The sequence below is a fragment of the Longimicrobiaceae bacterium genome (assembly GCA_036375715.1).
Taxonomy (GTDB): Bacteria; Gemmatimonadota; Gemmatimonadetes; order Longimicrobiales; family Longimicrobiaceae; genus DASVBS01.
On the sequence record DASVBS010000023.1, the window covers coordinates 1 to 17,443 of the forward strand.

20 protein-coding genes and 1 tRNA gene are annotated in these 17,443 nt (G+C 67.5%); 14 read left to right on the forward strand and 7 right to left on the reverse strand.

Features of this window, described 5'->3' with window-relative positions; genetic code table 11:
• The 14 genes from VF167_03575 to VF167_03640 all read left to right on the forward strand — a co-directional run.
• On the forward strand, window positions 1–270 hold a 270-nt coding region (locus VF167_03575; GenBank protein HEX6924477.1), incomplete at its 5' end, for a helix-turn-helix domain-containing protein.
• A gap of 71 nt (window positions 271–341) precedes the next feature.
• Window positions 342–1,016 carry a hypothetical protein gene (locus tag VF167_03580; GenBank protein HEX6924478.1) on the forward strand — a complete coding sequence of 225 codons (675 nt, stop codon included), beginning with the start codon at window positions 342–344 and terminating at the stop codon, window positions 1,014–1,016.
• 59 nt (window positions 1,017–1,075) lie between these two features.
• Window positions 1,076–1,516, forward strand: a complete 441-nt coding sequence (locus VF167_03585; protein HEX6924479.1) for a hypothetical protein — start codon at window positions 1,076–1,078, stop codon at window positions 1,514–1,516.
• Between the two features lie 42 nt (window positions 1,517–1,558).
• The gene (locus VF167_03590; GenBank protein ID HEX6924480.1) at window positions 1,559–1,774 is read left to right on the forward strand and encodes a hypothetical protein; all 216 of its coding nucleotides are present in this window, start codon (window positions 1,559–1,561) and stop codon (window positions 1,772–1,774) included.
• A gap of 232 nt (window positions 1,775–2,006) precedes the next feature.
• Window positions 2,007–2,228, forward strand: a complete 222-nt coding sequence (locus VF167_03595; GenBank protein HEX6924481.1) for a hypothetical protein — start codon at window positions 2,007–2,009, stop codon at window positions 2,226–2,228.
• 69 nt (window positions 2,229–2,297) lie between these two features.
• The gene (locus VF167_03600) at window positions 2,298–3,446 is read left to right on the forward strand and encodes a hypothetical protein (GenBank protein HEX6924482.1); all 1,149 of its coding nucleotides are present in this window, start codon (window positions 2,298–2,300) and stop codon (window positions 3,444–3,446) included.
• Window positions 3,443–4,666 (forward strand): metallophosphoesterase, encoded by a 1,224-nt coding sequence (locus tag VF167_03605; GenBank protein HEX6924483.1) that lies wholly within the window; start codon window positions 3,443–3,445, stop codon window positions 4,664–4,666. The genes VF167_03600 and VF167_03605 overlap by 4 nt, the downstream gene beginning before the upstream one ends.
• Window positions 4,663–7,098: an SMC family ATPase gene (locus VF167_03610; protein ID HEX6924484.1), complete on the forward strand. Its 2,436-nt coding sequence runs from the start codon at window positions 4,663–4,665 to the stop codon at window positions 7,096–7,098. Before VF167_03605 ends, VF167_03610 begins: the two co-directional genes overlap by 4 nt.
• A gap of 28 nt (window positions 7,099–7,126) precedes the next feature.
• Window positions 7,127–7,936, forward strand: a complete 810-nt coding sequence (locus VF167_03615) for a 3'-5' exonuclease (protein HEX6924485.1) — start codon at window positions 7,127–7,129, stop codon at window positions 7,934–7,936.
• A gap of 6 nt (window positions 7,937–7,942) precedes the next feature.
• Window positions 7,943–8,398, forward strand: coding sequence for a hypothetical protein (locus VF167_03620; GenBank protein ID HEX6924486.1), 456 nt, complete (start codon window positions 7,943–7,945; stop codon window positions 8,396–8,398).
• Entirely contained in the window at window positions 8,395–9,228 is an 834-nt protein-coding gene (locus VF167_03625) for a hypothetical protein (protein ID HEX6924487.1), read from the forward strand. The genes VF167_03620 and VF167_03625 overlap by 4 nt, the downstream gene beginning before the upstream one ends.
• Window positions 9,229–9,335: 107 nt before the next feature.
• Window positions 9,336–10,067 (forward strand): putative metallopeptidase, encoded by a 732-nt coding sequence (locus VF167_03630; protein ID HEX6924488.1) that lies wholly within the window; start codon window positions 9,336–9,338, stop codon window positions 10,065–10,067.
• Between the two features lie 3 nt (window positions 10,068–10,070).
• Window positions 10,071–10,235, forward strand: coding sequence for a hypothetical protein (locus VF167_03635; protein ID HEX6924489.1), 165 nt, complete (start codon window positions 10,071–10,073; stop codon window positions 10,233–10,235).
• A 179-nt stretch (window positions 10,236–10,414) separates the two neighbouring features.
• Complete coding sequence (locus VF167_03640; GenBank protein HEX6924490.1) at window positions 10,415–11,611, forward strand: hypothetical protein; 1,197 nt, start codon at window positions 10,415–10,417, stop codon at window positions 11,609–11,611.
• A 71-nt stretch (window positions 11,612–11,682) separates the two neighbouring features.
• Here the strand turns inward: VF167_03640 and VF167_03645 are convergent.
• From VF167_03645 to hflX, 7 genes are all read right to left on the reverse strand, one after another.
• Window positions 11,683–11,753 (reverse strand) — tRNA-Gln (locus VF167_03645).
• Between the two features lie 45 nt (window positions 11,754–11,798).
• The gene (gene ispE / locus VF167_03650; protein HEX6924491.1) at window positions 11,799–12,692 is read right to left on the reverse strand and encodes a 4-(cytidine 5'-diphospho)-2-C-methyl-D-erythritol kinase; all 894 of its coding nucleotides are present in this window, start codon (window positions 12,690–12,692) and stop codon (window positions 11,799–11,801) included.
• Window positions 12,689–13,753, reverse strand: a complete 1,065-nt coding sequence (locus VF167_03655; GenBank protein ID HEX6924492.1) for a lysylphosphatidylglycerol synthase transmembrane domain-containing protein — start codon at window positions 13,751–13,753, stop codon at window positions 12,689–12,691. Before VF167_03655 ends, ispE begins: the two co-directional genes overlap by 4 nt.
• The gene (locus VF167_03660) at window positions 13,750–14,481 is read right to left on the reverse strand and encodes an Hpt domain-containing protein (GenBank protein ID HEX6924493.1); all 732 of its coding nucleotides are present in this window, start codon (window positions 14,479–14,481) and stop codon (window positions 13,750–13,752) included. Before VF167_03660 ends, VF167_03655 begins: the two co-directional genes overlap by 4 nt.
• Before the next feature lie 2 nt (window positions 14,482–14,483).
• Window positions 14,484–15,215, reverse strand: a complete 732-nt coding sequence (locus tag VF167_03665) for a pyridoxine 5'-phosphate synthase (GenBank protein HEX6924494.1) — start codon at window positions 15,213–15,215, stop codon at window positions 14,484–14,486.
• Window positions 15,212–16,102, reverse strand: coding sequence for a Rossmann-like and DUF2520 domain-containing protein (locus tag VF167_03670; GenBank protein ID HEX6924495.1), 891 nt, complete (start codon window positions 16,100–16,102; stop codon window positions 15,212–15,214). Before VF167_03670 ends, VF167_03665 begins: the two co-directional genes overlap by 4 nt.
• The gene (gene hflX / locus VF167_03675) at window positions 16,095–17,402 is read right to left on the reverse strand and encodes a GTPase HflX (GenBank protein HEX6924496.1); all 1,308 of its coding nucleotides are present in this window, start codon (window positions 17,400–17,402) and stop codon (window positions 16,095–16,097) included. The genes VF167_03670 and hflX overlap by 8 nt, the downstream gene beginning before the upstream one ends.
• Window positions 17,403–17,443 lie beyond the last annotated feature (41 nt).

Below are 17,443 nucleotides of genomic sequence, written 5' to 3' on the forward strand. Positions count from 1 at the left end.
AAGAGTTCACAAGAAGGTTATGAATATACCGAACGATGTGCGGGTGCCCACAGGATATCTGGAAACATGGACATTTACAAGGCAATTCACGACCCACTCATGACCGCGGAGCAAGCCGGTGATTACCTCCAACTCGCCGAACAGACAGTCAGAGACATGGCCCACCGAGGCGAAATCCCGAAGGTGAAGATCGGGCGCGCGCTGCGATTCCGCAGAAGTGATCTCAACGAGTGGATCCAGAAGCGCGTCCAGCACGCCACCGCCTCGTAGGCATCCACCGCCGGGCGCCTGACGAACGCCCGCGATTTTCCCGCAGTTCGAACCTGAACCCGAACGAAACCATGCCTCTGCGATACCTCACCCCACGCGAGCGAGCGGCGCTCTCCGAGCGCCCCGACGAGGCCGCCCGGCTGATCGCCACCGGACAGATCCGCTGTGATCGATGCAGCTCGGCGGCGCAGACCACCTGTCACGCCGAGGGCGTCACCGACGCCGTCTGTTTCAGCTGCTCCCCGGCCTTCGCGCGAGGGAAGGCGGCCGAGACCCGGATCGCCGTGCGCCGAATGCTGGCGGGAGCGCTGGCCATGCTCGCGCTCACGATCGCGTGTTCTCCCATGCCCCCAGGCATCGAGCCCAGGCCGGCAGGCGGCGATGTGATCACGGTCCTGATCCGCAACTCGACCCCGCATCGGATGACGATCTACGCCTCCAATTCCCGAGCTCGTCTGGGGAGCGTCGAGGCGCTTTCGCAGGCCTGCATCCGCGTTCCCGCGACGGGGTCCGGCGTGGAGCTCTGGGCTCGGCCGCAGGCCTCCTCGATGAAGATCAGCGCCGGCGTTCTGCACTTCTCTCGGATTGCTGCGGCGTCCTGGACCATTCAGACGGCGAGGACGTCCCCGCTGAACGTGCTCGTGCCGGCGAATCCGTGCGGCTCCGAGCTCCCGCAGGATCGGGCCAAGGATCACTTCGACCTGCTCCATGGTCGCTCCCGGATTCCAGACGCAGCCCACGTATGACCACCGCTATCACGATAGGCGCGCCTCTGCCAAATGTCGCGCAAAAGACCTGTGATTTTTTGCGGCGGAAAAGGGCGGGTGAGCTGAGCGCACGAGACGCGGCGAGGCTGGCTGACATCCTCCGCGACGAGGCGGCACTCGAGCTCATGGCGGCATTCGAAGGCGTGAGTCACAAGCGCATGAAGGCCGCTGCGTTCCCGGGCGTGAGCCCCACCGGGATTTCCCGCGCGATGAACGGCGATCCGTCGAACCCACTCTCCCGGCTCGCCGCGGCCTTCCTGCTCATGAGGAGGCTTGGCATTGACCGCAAGCGCGCCCTCAAGCTGTGGCTCTGGTTGCGGGAGGTGATCGATCAGATCTGGCCCCCAGAGGAAGCGGAGGATGAGGAGGGTCCGCACGATCCGCGTGCGGCGTTGGAGGCGGTGCGGATCATCCACGCGTTCGCGCCCCGCGTGATTGGGACGCTGCGGCGGCTCGTGGCCGCGGAGGCGATCAGGTGATTGCCCGGAACCGAATGACCACCTCCACAGGAGCGAACTCCAATGGAGCACGTGTGGGCTTTTCTCGATCCGATAGCGGTACCGCTGATCTTCGCTCTCCTGGCGGCCATCATCGGTTGGAGCTGGGGCTACCAGGTGGGACGTATCGACCAACGGGCGGCCGACAAGGAGCGGGAGAGATGGGAGCACCAGGAAGGGATCAGCGACATCGAGCGGGCGAGGATGGCCCGGGGAGGGGCTTCATGGCCGCGTGGCTGATCGGGGGCCTCGTCGTCGCCTTCGCCGCCGGAGCGGTGTGGGCCGCCCGCTCGCTCTTCCTGCCGCCGCTAAGGCGGTCGGTGCGGCCGGGTTGGAGGCCCGTCCCGAGAGACTGACGCACCAAAAAGAAAGCCGACCGCGCTGCGAACACGGTCGGCGAACCCGGGGTGACGAGTCCCGGGGTGAAACCCGAACGACGAAGAATGTAATGCCGAGCAGAGGACGAATCAACATGCGGAGCCGGATCAGGCTGACCGTTGCCGCCCGCATCGTCGATGCGCGCGCCGCTGTGACCAACGCGGCGATGGCGATGGCGGAGAGCGGACACCTTCGGCGGGCAATGCTGTTCGCACGCGTTGCTATGATCCTCGACCGCCTCCGCGGCTACCGCGGCGTGTGGACCGCGCGGGAGTGGAGGCAAGCGCTCGCCTCCTACGCGGAGGTGGGCCGGTGACGCGGACGCGCCGAGTGATCGCGATCGGCTGAGCCGAATTCCGAATTCATTCATGCAGCGGAACTGAAAATGGCGAATAGCAGCACAGCGCTCGCGCGCACCGACAACGAGGATGTGACGGAGGAAGGGCGACAACAGCTTCAGCTGATCCGGCAGCAGGGGGCGTTAGCGGTCGAGAAGGCGAAGCTCACCCGCGGAATCGCCAAGCAGCTGGAGAACATGAGCTGGGGGTCCGGCTACTCGCTGGTGAAGGGAGAGGAGCTCCCGTCTGGCACCCGGTACGCCATCGCGCAGCTCTGCGCGATCACCGGCGCCAACCCCGCGCTCCATCTCTACATCCTTGGAGACCGGCCGTACCTCAATGCGGACTACTGGGCGGAGAAGATCGCCGGTCAGGAGCGCTTCATCCGGTACGAGCAGTTCAACCTTTCGCTGTCGCACATCGAAGAGCTTCGCCGACTGGCGGACGAAGCGGCTGCGGATGGCGACCAGGATGACGCCATTCGGCTGCGGAGAGAAGCGCGCGACCTTGCGCAACGCCGCAGCCACTTCGCCCCGCCGGAATGGGCCACACACGTCTACGAGACCGTCATCTACCGGTACAGCGAGGCGGCCCCACTGGCGGCGATCCGCCGGGGCGAGGCGAACGCCTCGGACTGGATCGAGGTCGTCCGTGAGTGCAACTGGGCGGGCAACAAGCCAAAGGGGAAAACCGCTCAGGGGAAGGAATACGACGCGGATCCGGTCGGGAACGCCGAACCCGCCAAGACCGCGCGCAGCCGTTCGCTCCGCCGCGCCGCTGTCAAGGCATTCGCGGTCACCCTCGCGCCGGTCGAGGCCGAGCTCCGGAAGCTGGAGAACGCGATCGAGGCCGACTTCGAGGTCCTGCACGATGACCAGCAACAGGCCCGGGCGGCTCTGCCTGCCGCTGGAGAACCGCAGGCTGCCCGCACCGGCTCCGGCGAGCCGGCGGCCGCCAGAGCAGAGGGAGCGGAGCCGCTGCCGACTCAGGAGCTGCAGCCCCGTCGCAAGCCGCAGCTCTCCCCCGAGGCCAGGGCGGAGCGGGACAAATACGTCGAGGGCTGTCGCGTCCTCGACATCGACCCGGCCTCGCCTCGCCTGCTTGAGAAGATCGGTGGACGGACTCCCGAAACCGTCGAAGACTTCCAGGCACTGAACGCCGCGCTGGCCGCGATCGCGGATGGAGGCGACCAGTGAAAGGCGTCGCACTCTCCGACTTGCATCTTGGCTTTCGCGGCGCTGGCCGAGTCGTCGATGGTCGGAACCAGCGCGAGGTGGACGTCGAGACCGCCTGGGCGGCCGCGGTGGAGAAGATCATCCTCGAGCGGCCGGACATCGTCACGATCGCGGGCGACGTTTTTCATTCGGTCCGCCCCTCCATGCACGCCGTGAAGGCGTGGCAGGACGGTATCCAGCGCATCGCGGAGGAGAGCCCCGCCGCCATCATTGTGATCGGCGGGAATCACGAGTCGCCGCGCACGGTCGAGACGCTCACACCCAACCTGGTCGCCGAGCGGGATGCCCGGATCATTACGGAGCCCTGCCGCCTCGACCTCACCGTGGGGCGGACCGGTGAGCGGGTCTCCGTCGCATGCCTTCCGTTTGTCGCGATGCAGGAGGAGCGCTCCTTCCTGGTCGAGCCGAACCCGGCTGCCGACATCAACATCCTCCTCATCCACGCAGCGGTGCGGTCCTCGCTCGCCCCGCACGCGCTCCCGCCGATGTACGGGGGAGCGGCGGCGTATGACGTCGCCGCCGCGGAGGGCTTCGACATCGTCGCGTGCGGGGACTTCCACGAGTTCCGGGTGCTCTCCGCCCACGAGCCGCAGTGGATGTGGATCGGCGACCCGGAGAGCGAATCCCTCGAGCAAATCTACGATCTTCGCCGCGAAGGTGCGTTCGCGTTCTACAGCGGGTCGATCGAGCGCACGAGCTCGAACATCTGGGATGAGCACCTCCCGAAGGGGTTCGTGGTTTTCGACACGGACCTTCAGTTGGCTCGATTCGTCGAGATCCCGACCCGCCGCATGCTGCAGTGCGATCTCGGCGACTTCGATCTTCCGCCTGGCGTCGGCGCGGAGGAAGTGAACCGCTGTCTCGCACAGATGGTCCAGGCGGGTCACCCCACGCTGGATCGAGACGCGTTGTTCCGCTTCCGGGTTGATGCTTTCCCTCGGTCCGAGCGTGACCTCATCGACTGGGCGGCCGTGCGCGAGCTCCGTGAGCGGCACGTCCACTTCCACCTCGACATCCGCTGGGCTGACCGCGACACGCGCGAGTTCATAGATCGCCGCGAGCGGCCGAATCGCTCCCTGGCGGACGAGGCTGCGGCGTGGTTCGCCGATGACGAGCCGCCGGTGCGCAGCGCCGCGTTCCGCTACCTCGGTTTTGATCTTCCGCAGGAGGTGCCTGCGTGAAGATCAAGCGCATCCATCTCCGGAATTTCCGGCAGCACGCCGACTCCGAGATCCACTTCGGCGACGGGATCACCGGCATTCTCGGCCAGAACGGATCCGGGAAGAGCACGGTGATCGAGGCGATCGCGTTCGCCCTGTACGGTGCTGAGGCGATTCGCGGCACCAAGGACACGATCCGCTGGGATCGCGCGCCCGCGCGTCGCGTGGCGGAGGTCACCCTCACGTTCGACCTCGAGGGGAAGACGTACACGGTCACCCGGACCGAGACGAACGCCCGTCTGGAGGTCGGTGCAGGCGTCATCATCGCCGATGGCACCAGCGCGGTGAACGGCTACATCCCGAAGCTGCTCGGTATGGGATGGAAGGAGTTCGCCTCCAGCCACCTGACCGCGCAGAAGGACCTGATGCGGCTCGCCACGATGGGGGCGACCGAGCGGCAGGCATTCTTCCGCGAGGTGATGGGCGTGAGCCGCGTGGACCAGGCGCTTGCAGCCGCCCGCCGAGAGAAGGCGGATCTCGCGCGAGAGCGCGATGGCCTCGCTGCCGGCCTCGGCGAGCGAGCCCCCCTCGCCGCTGATGTTTCGGAGGCCGAGATCGCGATCACACATGCGCAAAAGGCCCGGCAGTCGGCCGCAGAGGCGCTGGAGGCCGCTCGGGACGCTCTGGCCACGGCTGAGGAAGCGCTGCAGGTGCACCGCGAGCTGGAGGCAGCTGCAGCGCAGCGCAGGCGCGAGATCGAGGAAGCGGAGAAGGAGCTTGCCAGAACATCCGCGGAGATCGGAACGCTGTCCGCCCGTATCCAGGCGGCTACAGAAGCAGGCAACCGAGCCGAGACCCGAGCGGCGGAGCTCGATCGACTCGCCGATCTGCGGAAAGAGCGTGACGAGCTGCTGTCGCTTCGTGCGACGTCGGGCGAGCGGGCCTCGGTGACCGAAGAGATCCAGCGCGCGAAAGCCGATCTCGGGCGGCTTCGCGAGAAGGCGGTCGAACTGGAGGGGAAGGGTGCGGCATACGACGCTGCCGCACACGCAGCCGCGAAGGCGCAGCGCGAGCAGTTGATGGCCGAAGGCTCTGCGCTCGCGAACAAGCGTCGCGAGATCCGGGCTGCAGCGGAGGCCAACGCCCGGAACCTGGAGGCAGCGCGCAGCCGGGAGGAACGCAAGCTCAAGGCGATCCAGGACGCCGGTGAGGCGGGGTGCTGCCCCACCTGCTCCCGGGCCCTTGGTGAGCAGTTCGGCGCCGTCGTCTCCGCCATCCAGCAAGAGATCGCCTCGCTCACGGCTGCGCATTCCGAGGCCACCCGCACCGCACAGGAGACTGCCCGCCCCTCTGAGGCAGAGGCCGTGATCGCTCGCCAGATCGAGCAGCTCGACGCGGAGCTCCGGGAGCACGAGAGGCTCCGCGAGCAGTCCGCTTCCGCCGCCAGTGCTCTGAATCTGGCCTGCGCCCGGATCCGGGCGACGGAGGAGTCTCTCAGCCGTCTGAAGGCGCGGCTTGAGGCTCTACCGGCTGCGGAATTCGACGCCGACTTGCTGGCTGAGATCGAGGTGGAGATCTCGCGGCTGGAGAAGGTGGCGCAGGAGGTCGCAGCTGATCGCGCACTCGCGGCGCAGCGGCAGGAGTTGGAGAGCGAGCGCCACCAGTGGCTGGAGAAGAACGGGCAGGCGGCGCACCGGTTTGCGGAGGCGAACGATGCGCTGTCGGCGCTCGGCTACGATCCCGAGGCGCACGAAGCCGCCCGTCGCGCGCACCAGGAGGCCGAGGCGCAGCGTCAGGCCGCTGCGATCGAGTTGGCACACGCTGAGGGAGCCGTAGCCGCCGCAGAGGACCGTCACGTCCGGGCGGTGCGTGCCCTGGAGGCCTACGACGCCCGTGCTCGTCAGCTGACGGAGCTTGAGGAGCATCTACGTGTGGCAAGCACGGCGGCGGACCGCCTCGCGGACTTCCGGGTGGCCGTGGCGAGCGCCATCCGGCCGGAGATGGAGGAGCTCGTAACCGGCTTCGTGTCACTCCTCACCGATGGCCGGTACGAGGCAGTCACCATCTCGGAGGACTTCTCCTGCACCCTGCACCGCGACGGCGTGCCGGTCGAGGTGATCAGCGGCGGCGAGGAAGATGTGGTCGCGGTCGCGATGCGGCTGGCCACGTCTCAGATGATCGCTGAGCGCGCTGGTCACCCGCTGTCCCTCCTCATCCTCGACGAGGTCTTCGGATCGCTCGACGACGTGCGGCGCGCGAATGCGCTCGCGCTGTTCCGCCGGCTGCGAGGGATTTTCGAGCAAATCCTCCTTATTTCGCACATCCCCGAGTCTCAGCACCAGGTCGATCACGTGGTCACGGTCGAGTTCGACCCGGCCCGGGGATGCAGTGTCGTACGCGGCGGATCCACGGAGGAGGCGGAAGTCGAGCCACAGCTCGCAGAGGTCGCCTGAGCACACAACACCCGAACGCATCGGTCCCATGATCTTCTTCGATCTCGAAGGTACCGGCCTCGACACCGCCAACGACCGCATCGTCGAGTTCGCCTTTGTCGCCCCGCTGCACCTAGCGGAGCCCTGGACGGAGCGCGTGAACCCCGGTGTGCCGATCCCGCCCGAGGTGTCCGAGATCCACGGAATCACCGACGCAGACGTGGCGGACCTGCCCGGCTTCAATCACTACGCCCCGCGCATCCAGCGACTGATCGACCTGGTCCAGCCCCTTGTGCTCTGCGGCTACAACATCCGGCGGTACGACACCCTCCTCCTGGACGCGGAGCTCCGGCGCGCTGGCGAGCCGGGCCTGCCCCGGAAGGAAGATGGCTCGCTCGATGTGCTCGAGATCGACCTCTACCAGATCTGGTGTCGGTACGAGGGGCGGAACCTCGCCGGCGCCGCCAAGCGCTTCGCGGATCGGGACCTGGAGGGCGCGCACGCCGCCGACGCGGACACGGACGTCCTCGCCGACATCCTGGAGGGGATGTGCCGCGCCTTCAGTCTGCCACTCGACGCGAAGGTGCTCGCTGAGCTGTCCGTTCCGGAAGGTGAGGTCGATCGGGACGGGAAGTTCAGGCGGCGGGAGGATGGGGTCATCCTGCTGAACTTCGGCAAGAACCGTGGCCGGCCGGCGAAGGATGACCCGGACTTTCTCGAGTGGATGCTCGGGAAGGATTTCAGCGCAGAGTCTAAGGCTGTCGCCCGCCAACTCTTGGAGGAGGTCTACCAGGAGGAAGAAGCCCGGTACGCCGCATCCAGTGCGGGCTGGGGCGACGAGGACGATCTGCCGTTCTGAGTTTTTATGGTCGCCTCGTCCCTCCACCCCGCCTTCGAGCGCGCTCCCGCGCATCACCGCTGGAGCGGTCCCCTGCCTGAGCTTCGAGCGAAGCTGGAGGCGGAAGCGGCCAAGATCGCTCCCCGGTTTGCCTGGCGAGTCCTCGCCCACGGAGCGTGCGTGGCAATGCAGCGGCTGGACGATGTGCTGATCTGCCGGATCTCGCGCGACGTCGTCCCACCGCGAGGATCCGAGCGGAAGTGGGATCAGGAGCTCGCCACCTTCCGCCGGGAGCTGCGTCTCGACCGATGGGAGGAAGAGGATGCCCCGGAGGCGGTCGGTGTGGCGAGGCTGTTCCGCTGCCCCGTTGCCCTGCTCTGCGACCAGGGGTGCGGCCGGAAGATCTCGGAGATGGGCCAGCTCTTCGGCGGGAGCACCTGCGATCACTGTGCGCTGGCGTTGAAGCTCGGGAGGACGGCGTGAGCCTCACCGTTGACCTGGCCGCCGAGCGAGCCCGCGCAGCAGAAAGGCGTAAGGCATGTCGACTCCGCACACGGGCTCGGATAATCCTCGCTGAGCGGTGGAACGCCACCGAAAACGAGCTGCGGAATGCAATCGCGGAGGAATACCCGCGCATGGAGGCGAGCGAGGCCGCCGAGCTCCTGCGTGTCGCCCTTGAAATCCAGGAGAGGGAGAAGCCCCGGCGGGTGCCGGTGAGCGGCGTGGTTGACCTCCGGCCCCCCGAGGTTCCGGCGAAGATGCCGCCGCGCAAGAAGTACCGGCAGGAGTGGGATCAGCTGCTCAGCGAGCGGCTGCGGGATCGGGAGCCGGACCCGAAGCCTGAGTCCAAGCCCAAACCACCCAAGGAAAAACCAATGCCCGCACCGAAGGTGAGCAGGAGGAGAGTCGGAGACGAAGTCGACATGCGCGCAATTAATGCCGACCTGCGCGCCAGGATAACGGCGGCGATCGACGCGGAGGTACAGCGCAACCCGGATGCGAAGTCTACCGACATTCGCCGGGCCGTGCGGGAGGCAACCGGAATCGCACTCACCGCGCGGCAATCCGACTACCTACGAGCGAAGGCACGGGGTCAGGTCAAAGGGCTCGCCCCGCGCCGAACGGACGAACCGAAACAAGCAGGGGACGTCATGCCCGCTGCGACGGCGGCGAAGAAAACGGATCTGCCGGAGGTCGGCTCTGGCGACTACATCCGGCTGGAAGAGGTAGACGGCGGATGGCTCGTGCAGGTGTCCATTCGGTTCAAGGACGCGGGGAGCGCCCGCAAGGCGATAGCAGGGTTGCTGGCGTGAGCAATGCCGATCGCCGGTGCAGGATCGCGGCGGGCGAGGCGCACGAGCCCACGATGAGGTAGACGGCGAGCAGGAATTCACGAGAACAGGAGCCCCACGAGAGCTGAATGGCCGAGTTAGCGATCGATCACCCGAAGCATGGCCCTCGGATCCGCTCTTCGCGGATCCTGCGACCGGAGGAGCGCGACGCGCGAGAGGCCGTCGCGAACATCCGCAAGCAGCTGATGAAGCTGGATGCGCTGGACAAGGAGATGGTGGCGCGCCTGGAGGCTGCACTCGATGACTCCGAGGAGCTCGAGCGCCTCGCTGGTACTTACCTGTCGGACTCGGACCGGCTCCGACTCGGCTACTGGCCGGAAGGCAGAGCCTACCTTGTGCTCGAAGAGGCTGAGCTGATCGCCCGCTTCATCCGGGAGCGGTATCGGCCCGACCTGAATGGGTTCGCAATCGCGGTGATCTTCGAGAAGAAGCTCTCGCCCGTCCTTCGGCGCGGGCGCCTCGGCACGGCTGCCAAGCTACCGGGCAAGACCCGCTTCCTGACCGAGTTCGCCGCTCAGGGGGAAGGCGTGGCATTCGACGCGGTCATCACTCTCGGCTTCCTGGACTGGGTATGCCTGACGGACGCGGACCGTCAGCGACTGGTGCACCACGAACTCGAGCACCTCGCCCCGGACGGCGAAGGCGGGATCATGCTCGTCCCCCACGACTTCGAGGACTTCCGATCGATCTGGGAACTGTACGGGCCTGCGTCCGAGACGGGCGTCTTCAGCAGCGATTCGATCGGCAGGAAGGTGACCCTGACCGGGTCCCAGATGGACCTTATGGAAGAGGCGGTCTGATCGATGGTTGCTTCGGACCTGCTGGATCGCTGGCGAGAACTCGCCGAGACACTGGAGCCGTTTGCGGCGGCGGCGGCGGAGGCGTACCGCCGAGCAGCGCAGGAGCTTGAGGACGCTCTACGTGCCGCGGCCACCGAGCCCATTACTCCGCGCCAGGCGGAAGCCTAGGGCATCTGTGACGCGGAGACAGTGCGGCGCGCAGTTCGGGAGGGGCGGGCGACCAACGTCGGAACGCCCGGCAGAATCCTGGTTCCCCGCAACCAACTGCCTCGCGGGCGTGGCCGAAGGCGATCATCCTTTGAGGAGATCGCCAGGACGGCGGTCAGACCCTCGAACAGGAGATGACCATGGGAAGGCTGGAGGTCCTGTACCGCAAGAAGGGGCGTGGATACACCGTCAGCCTCGTGAGGCGCTCGGACCGACCCGGGCTGTGGCTCCGCTGGTGGGACGGCTCGCTGCGGGATGGCCGGGGCGACTACGTGTGGCGCTGCCTGGATCACGAAGACGAGCTCCAGGCACGGAGGGAGTGCGACCAATTGGCGGGGCTGAAGCTGGCCGGGCAGCTGGCCGCCGAGAAGAGCGACGAGATCTCGATCACTGCCCTGTTCTCCGCCTACGAGTCGGCAAAGACCTCCAGGAAGAAGCCTGATCAGGCCTACCGGGATCGGTACCGGATGAAGCTGTGGCAGCGGTTCCTTCGGGATCCGTCGCGGCCGGCGCTCTCGATCGATCCCGACACGGTCGAAGCCTACGCCGACTGGCGCCGGGAGCAGGGTGTGGGTGACACGACCATCGGGCACGAGATCGTGTTCCTCCGCGGGGTGCTCGATTGGGCGCTGACGAAGCGGACGCCAAGCGGGGAGCCACTACTCCGGTTTAATCCGATCGCGAAGGTCAAGCGGCTCCGCAGCCGGGATCCCCATGTGCCCGTCGCGTCGCCGAGGGATTTCGCCGCGGTGCTCCGCTACTCCGACCGCGTTGATCGCCAGAAGCTACTGCGACCGCTGCTCATCCTGGTCCACGAGCACGGCTGGCGTCTTTCTGCGTGGTGCCAGCTGCGAGCCTCGGATCTAGACCTCAAGCCCTTCGAGCCCGCCCCCGGCGTTGTGTGGCCTTACGGGCGGATTCGGAAGCGGAGCGAGACCGACAAGAAAGGCAAGGGCGCATGGGTGCCCCTGACCCCGCGCTCCAGGAAGGCCGCGGCGCTGCTGCTGCGCCGCTCAGCAGCGATCGGCGAGACCTACCTGTTCCGGGCGCCGCGGGCCAAAGGGCACTGGCAGGTCCAGCACGCCCTCGACCTGCTGCACCGAGCGGAGCGGCTCGCCACTGACGAGCTCCGTCGCGGTCACCTGATCGGTGAGGACGAAGAAATCCGCCTCGGCGGCTTCCACGCCCTGCGGCGGAAGTGGGGATCCGATCGCAAGGGTGAGCCACTGGTCGATGTGGCGGAGGCCGGTCAGTGGCATCCGGCGACGCTGCTTCAGCACTACCAGAAAGCCGATCCGGAGACCACGCTCCGGGTCACGCTGAGGGCCCGAAAGTAGGGAGAAACCAGAACCGAAACCAGAACCACGCGGATTAGGCGAAGTGCCATAGATGAAGGAATGAGAAGGAGTTCCCCCCGGAGGATTCGAACCTCCACTATGGGTTCCAAAGACCCGTGTGCTGCCATTACACCAGGGGGGAGCAGACCTTAAAGCTAACCCGCATCAGACAACAGGGTCAACCCGACTACCGCGGCTGCAACGCGGGTTCGGGGAGCGCCGTCAGAGTAGCCGCTAGCCACACCGTGAAGCCCTTCGCGTGCAGCTCGGGGGCGGCCGAGAGGGGCGGACTCCGGTGGTCGAATACCGCGAAGATCGAGGCTCCGCTCCCCGCCAGCAGCGCGATGCGCGCGCCCGACCGACGCAGGATCTCCAGCCCCTCCCTCAGCCGCGGCAAGCGCTCGCACACCACATCCTCGAAATCGTTGTGCGCCCGCGCCGCAACTCCCTCCCATCCGCCCAGTTCGGCGAGCCGCACGAGGGAGGCGCGCGGCCGATACGCACCCCCACGGAGCTGCGCGATCCGCTGGAAGGCGCCCGCGGTCGACATGGGCTCTCGCGGGTGCGCTACCAGCACCGAAGCGGCGGGCAGCGGCGGTAGCGCGAACAGCCGCTCCCCGCGACTCCAACCCAGCGCGAGGGGCGACCCGCAGAGGAAAAACGGCACATCGCTCCCCAGCTCTATGGCGATCTGCAGGAGCACTTCCTCGGCCAGCGGCCCCCCGAAGAGCCGGTTGAGGGCGCGCAGCGTGGCCGCGGCGTCTGAGCTTCCACCACCCAGACCCGCCGCGGCCGGAATTCTCTTGTGCAGCTCGATGGAAAGCCCCTCGTCCGGGCGACCCACTTCGTCTAGAAAGCGGCGCGCCGCCCGCACCACCAGGTTGTCCGTCGGCGGACCCGTCTCGATGCCGCCCTCCACTTGCAGGGTGATCCCCCGGCCGCCGCGGGCGATGGTCAGCTCGTCCGCCAGGTCGATGGCGCAGAAGAGGGTCTCGAGCGAATGATAGCCGGAGTCTTCCCGCGCCAGGATGTGCAGCCAGAGATTCACCTTGGCCGGGGCGTTGATCCGCACGACGCTCACGCGGTCCCCTCCGCTCGCGACGCCGCCGACGAGCTGTCCGTGGCCTGTTCCACGGTCTCCTCGCTCCTGCGCACCGTGCGCCAGCCCAGTCCCAGGCGCCACACGTAGTAGATCCCGATCAGGGTCACCGGTATGAAGCCGGCTATGTGGTAGCCAACGGCAAAGGAGACCGCCTTCTGCGGCGCCACCTCCCACAGTGCCAGGCCCACCCGAGCCGCCGCCTCGAAAGGCCCGAAGAACCCCGGCGAGGAAGGAATGGACACCGCGAGGGAGATGAGAGACTGGAGGAACACCGCTCCGGAAAAGGACACTTCACCGATCCCGAACGAGCGGAACGCCAGCAGATAGGACAGCGCGGTAGCCAGCCACTGACCCAGAGCCAGGACCACGGAAATGACCAGCAGCCGCACCTCCCGCAGTACCGTGAGGCCCTGGAGGAAGGCCTCCAGGCCGCGAACCACGGCCAGGCCGAGCGGTCGCGGCAGGATGCGGAGCATGACCGCTTCGATCAGGCGAACGACGCGCGCCGGAGCAACGACCAGCAACAGCAGCGCCACCGCCGCCAGGCTCATCGCGACGCCGACCACCCGCGCCGCGGCGCGCGGGTCGACTCCGGCGATCGTACTCGCCACGGGAAAAGAGGGCGCCGCCATCGCCGCGAAGAGCAGGCCGACCAGGATGAGCCCGTCCAGGATCCGCTCGACCAGAAGGGTCGCGAGCGACCCGGCGACGCTCACCGGCGTGAGCCGCGACAATGTGAGTGCTCGCGCGAATTCGCCCACCCGTGCCGGCAGGAGATTGTTGGCCGCGAATCCGATCATCACCGCGGCGTAGCGAGGCCGGAAGGGCAACCGCTGCTGGAGTGGACGCAGCAGGACTCCCCAGCGAACCGCCCGTATGGCGAATCCGACCAGGGTGAGTGAGACGGCCAGTGTGAGCAGTGGAAGATTGGCTCGGGAGAGCTCGTGGCGCACTTCGGCGAGGGACACATCGCGCAGCACCCAGAGCAGCAGCAGGACGCTCAGGGTGACGCCGATCAGGGTTTTGAGGTGGGACCTCATTCCTCCGGGGCGCCCCCCGCTGCCGCGACCTCCAGCAGATCGAAGAGCTCACGGAGACTTCCCGCCAGCTCCACCTCGGCGCCGGGCACCTCGCGCACGGCCCGCTCGATCTCGTCGCGCATGGCGAGCGCCTCCCGCAGCGCCCCTTGCCGATCCATTAACAGGGTTTCGATCGGTACGGGTTCCTGCAATGCCGCTGCGGTGGGGTGACTCATCTCGGCCTCGTGATCGGGCGTCAGGACGTGGGGGCCCTCGTCGTCGTAGAAGAGAGCCTCGATCTCGACCGGCTCTACCGGGGCTGCTTCCACCAGAGACACTGCGCGGCTTCCTCCGACATCCACGGGCTCCGACGCGCTCGGCTCTTCGGAGTGTTCGACCCGATCCCAGCGGGCGATAGCGGCACGAATGCGCTCGTCGTCGATCTCGCCCCAGCGCTCCGAGGCGCGCACGAGGAGCTTCAGGTCACGCACCGTGCGCAAGGAGAGCTCGCGGATCTCCTCGCTCCACGAGACCTGCGCCGCCTCCACCGAGCGCAACGCCTCTTCCAGGCGCTCCGCCAGTGCGCCAACGCTCTCGGCGCCGGCCATCTGCGCGCTGCCGCGCACGCCGCCCGCCAGACGGAGCAGCAGGGAGAGATGCGGTGATCCGCCCGCCGAGAGCTGCGCCTCCAACTGGTCCAGGTAGTCGGCCGCCTCCAACGCGAAGTATCGGTCGAGCTGGTCCGACATCTTCAGATCCCGCCCCGCGCGCGGCGCATCACCTCCGCCATTTCGCGCACCGCACGCTCCAATCCCACGAAGATCGCATGGCTCACGATGGAGTGGCCGATGTTGAGCTCCTCGACCTCCTGGATCGCGGCGATCGGCCCGACGTTGAGATAGGTAAGCCCGTGACCGGCGTGCACCGCGAGGCCCAGCGATCGACCGAGCGCGGCCGCGCGTGCGAGCCTCCGGAGCTGCTCGGCTCTCTTCTCCCCACCGGTGTTGGCGTACTCGCCCGTATGAAGCTCGATGGCCTCGACGCCCAGGTCGGCGGAAGCACGAATCGCGTCCTCCTCCGGATCGATGAAGAGGGACGTGCGGATCCCCGCCCCGCGCAGGCGTTCCACAGCCCGGCCGATGTCCCGCCTCGCCTGCTCGGTGGCGAGCATCAGCCCCCCTTCGGTGGTGACCTCCTCCCGTCGCTCGGGGACCAGCGTGGCCTGGTAAGGCCTCCAACCCACCGCCAGCTCCACGACATCCGAGACGGCGGCCAGCTCCAGGTTCAGGGGTGTGCGGATGGTTCGGACAAGGAGGTCGACATCGCGATCCTGGATGTGGCGACGGTCCTCACGCAGATGAACCGTGATGCCATCCGCCCCGCCCAGCTCGGCGAGCACGGCCGCTCGCGCCGGATCGGGCTCGTCCGTGCGGCGAGCCTGCCGCACGGTGGCGACGTGATCGATGTTGACGTAGAGTCTCACGCTTTCGCTCGGAGCAGTTGCGCCACGACCTGCGCGGCCTCCTCGTCGAGGCCGCGCTGGCCGGCGATTTCCAGCGTCGCAAGGGCGAGCACCGAATATAAGTGCGCGTCGGAAGGCGACAACTGCGAGAGATGCGCCCGCACGGTGCTCGCGTCTCCCCGCACGACCGGACCCGTCAGCGCGTCGACGGGCCCCAGTCGGGCCACATTATCCACTGCGCCGCTCGCCAGCGCGCACAGGGCGAAGCGCGCCTCCTCGCGCGGAATTCCCGCCTCGCTCATCCAGCGCTCGGACACGCTCAGGAGTGTCACCACGAAGTTGGACGCAGCCACCGCGGCAGCATGGTATAGAGCCTTCGCTCCCTGCGGAACGGCGAGAACCTTCCCGTCGAGGTGCTCGGCCAGTCGCTGCGCGGCGGCGACCGCCTCCGTGTCGCCCTCGACCGCGTACCAGGCGCCATGCAGTCGGGCGGCTGCCCCGGCGTCGGGGAGGGCGACGAGGGGGTGTAGCGACCCGACGTGACACCCGTGCTCCGCCAGTGGCCTGAGAACCTCGGCCCCCATCGCGCCGCTGAGGTGCAGACAGACGGTTCCAGCAGGGAGTGGTAGAGAGGCGAGCGACGCGGCGACCTCCCCCAGCGCGGAGTCTGGAACCGCGAGGATCAGGGTTGATGGAGGATTTGCGGCGAGTGCTTCGTAACTTGCGCGGTACGCGACGGAGGAGGCGAAGGAGCCGGACGGCTCGAGGAGCGGGTGCTCGGGGGTGGAAGGTGATCGACCGATGACGGTCAGCCGGCGGGCGGCGCCGACGCCCGCCAGGGCGAGACCCAGCGCGAGCCCGGCCCGTCCCGCTCCGAGGATGGCGAGGTGATCGAGGGCCTCACGCACCGTCGTGGATCTTCACCCCCGGGTGCTGGCGGAGGCGCCCGAGGACCGCTTCCGGGAGGCGAGCGCGCAGGCTGATCCCGTTCCCCTCGACCTCCCGGCCGAGAACCTCACCCTCCCGATAGATCTCCGCGAGCATGCCTCCGCTGGTAACCGGCAGCAGGATCTCCACCTCGCGATTGCGGCCGCGAACCCGGTCGCGCAGCAGGTCCCGCAGCGGTTCGACGCCTCCCTCTTCCATGCTGGTCACGAACACGGACGGGCGAGTGAACAGCGCGGCGGCACGCTGTCGCCAGACCTCTTCCTCCGCGTGGGTCAAGCGGTCGACCTTGTTGAAGACCAGCACCTGCGGGCGGTGCGACAGCCCGAGGTCCTCGAGTACCTCGTCCACGACTTCCTTCTGCTCCTCCCATCCCGGGTGGGAGATGTCGATCACGTGCAGAAGCAGGTCGGCGTTGAGGGTCTCCTCCAGGGTGGCTCGGAAGGAGGCCACCAGGTGGTGCGGCAGCTTGCGGATGAAGCCAACCGTGTCGGTGACGAGCGCTTCGTACCCGTCACCCAGATCGACCAGGCGGGTAGCCGCGTCGAGGGTGGCGAAGAGACGGTCCTCGACGAAGGCGTCGGTCCCGGAGAGCGAGCGCAGGAGCGACGACTTGCCTGCGTTCGTGTATCCCACCAGCGCCGCCTTGAAGATCGCCTCCCGGCCCTTGCGCTGGGTCTCACGGCGACGCCCCACCCGCTCGAGCTCCTCCCTCAGGCGGCTGATCCGATGATTGATCATACGCCGGTCGGTCTCGAGCTGGGTCTCACCGGGGCCTCGCATGCCAATACCACCCCGTACGCGCGAGAGGTGCGCCCACATCCGGGTGAGGCGCGGCAGCATGTACTGTAGCTGGGCGAGCTCTACCTGGAGCTTCGCCTCCGCGGTACGCGCCCGGGTTGCGAAGATGTCGAGAATCACCTCGGCGCGGTCCATCACCCGGGTGCCCAGCAGATCCTCGAGGTTCTTTCCCTGAGCGGGGGTGAGCTCCTCGTCGAAGATCACCAGCGTGCCCCCGACCTCCTTCACCAGGTCGCGCAGCTCCTCCGCCTTTCCCTCACCGAGAAAGTACTTCGGATGCGGGGAGTCCAGCCGCTGCAGCAGCTTACCCACGACCTCGGCACCAGCGGTATCAACCAGGCGCTCCAGCTCCTGCAGGTGCTCTTCTGCCAGGCGCGGAGGCACCGTCTTCAAGGGAGCGCCGACAAGCACTGCCTTCTCTCGGGGCTCCTCGAGCTCTATCAGATCACGCCGACCTACCATATCACTCCTGTACTCCGGTGCCGGGGGCCGTTGCTTGGCAG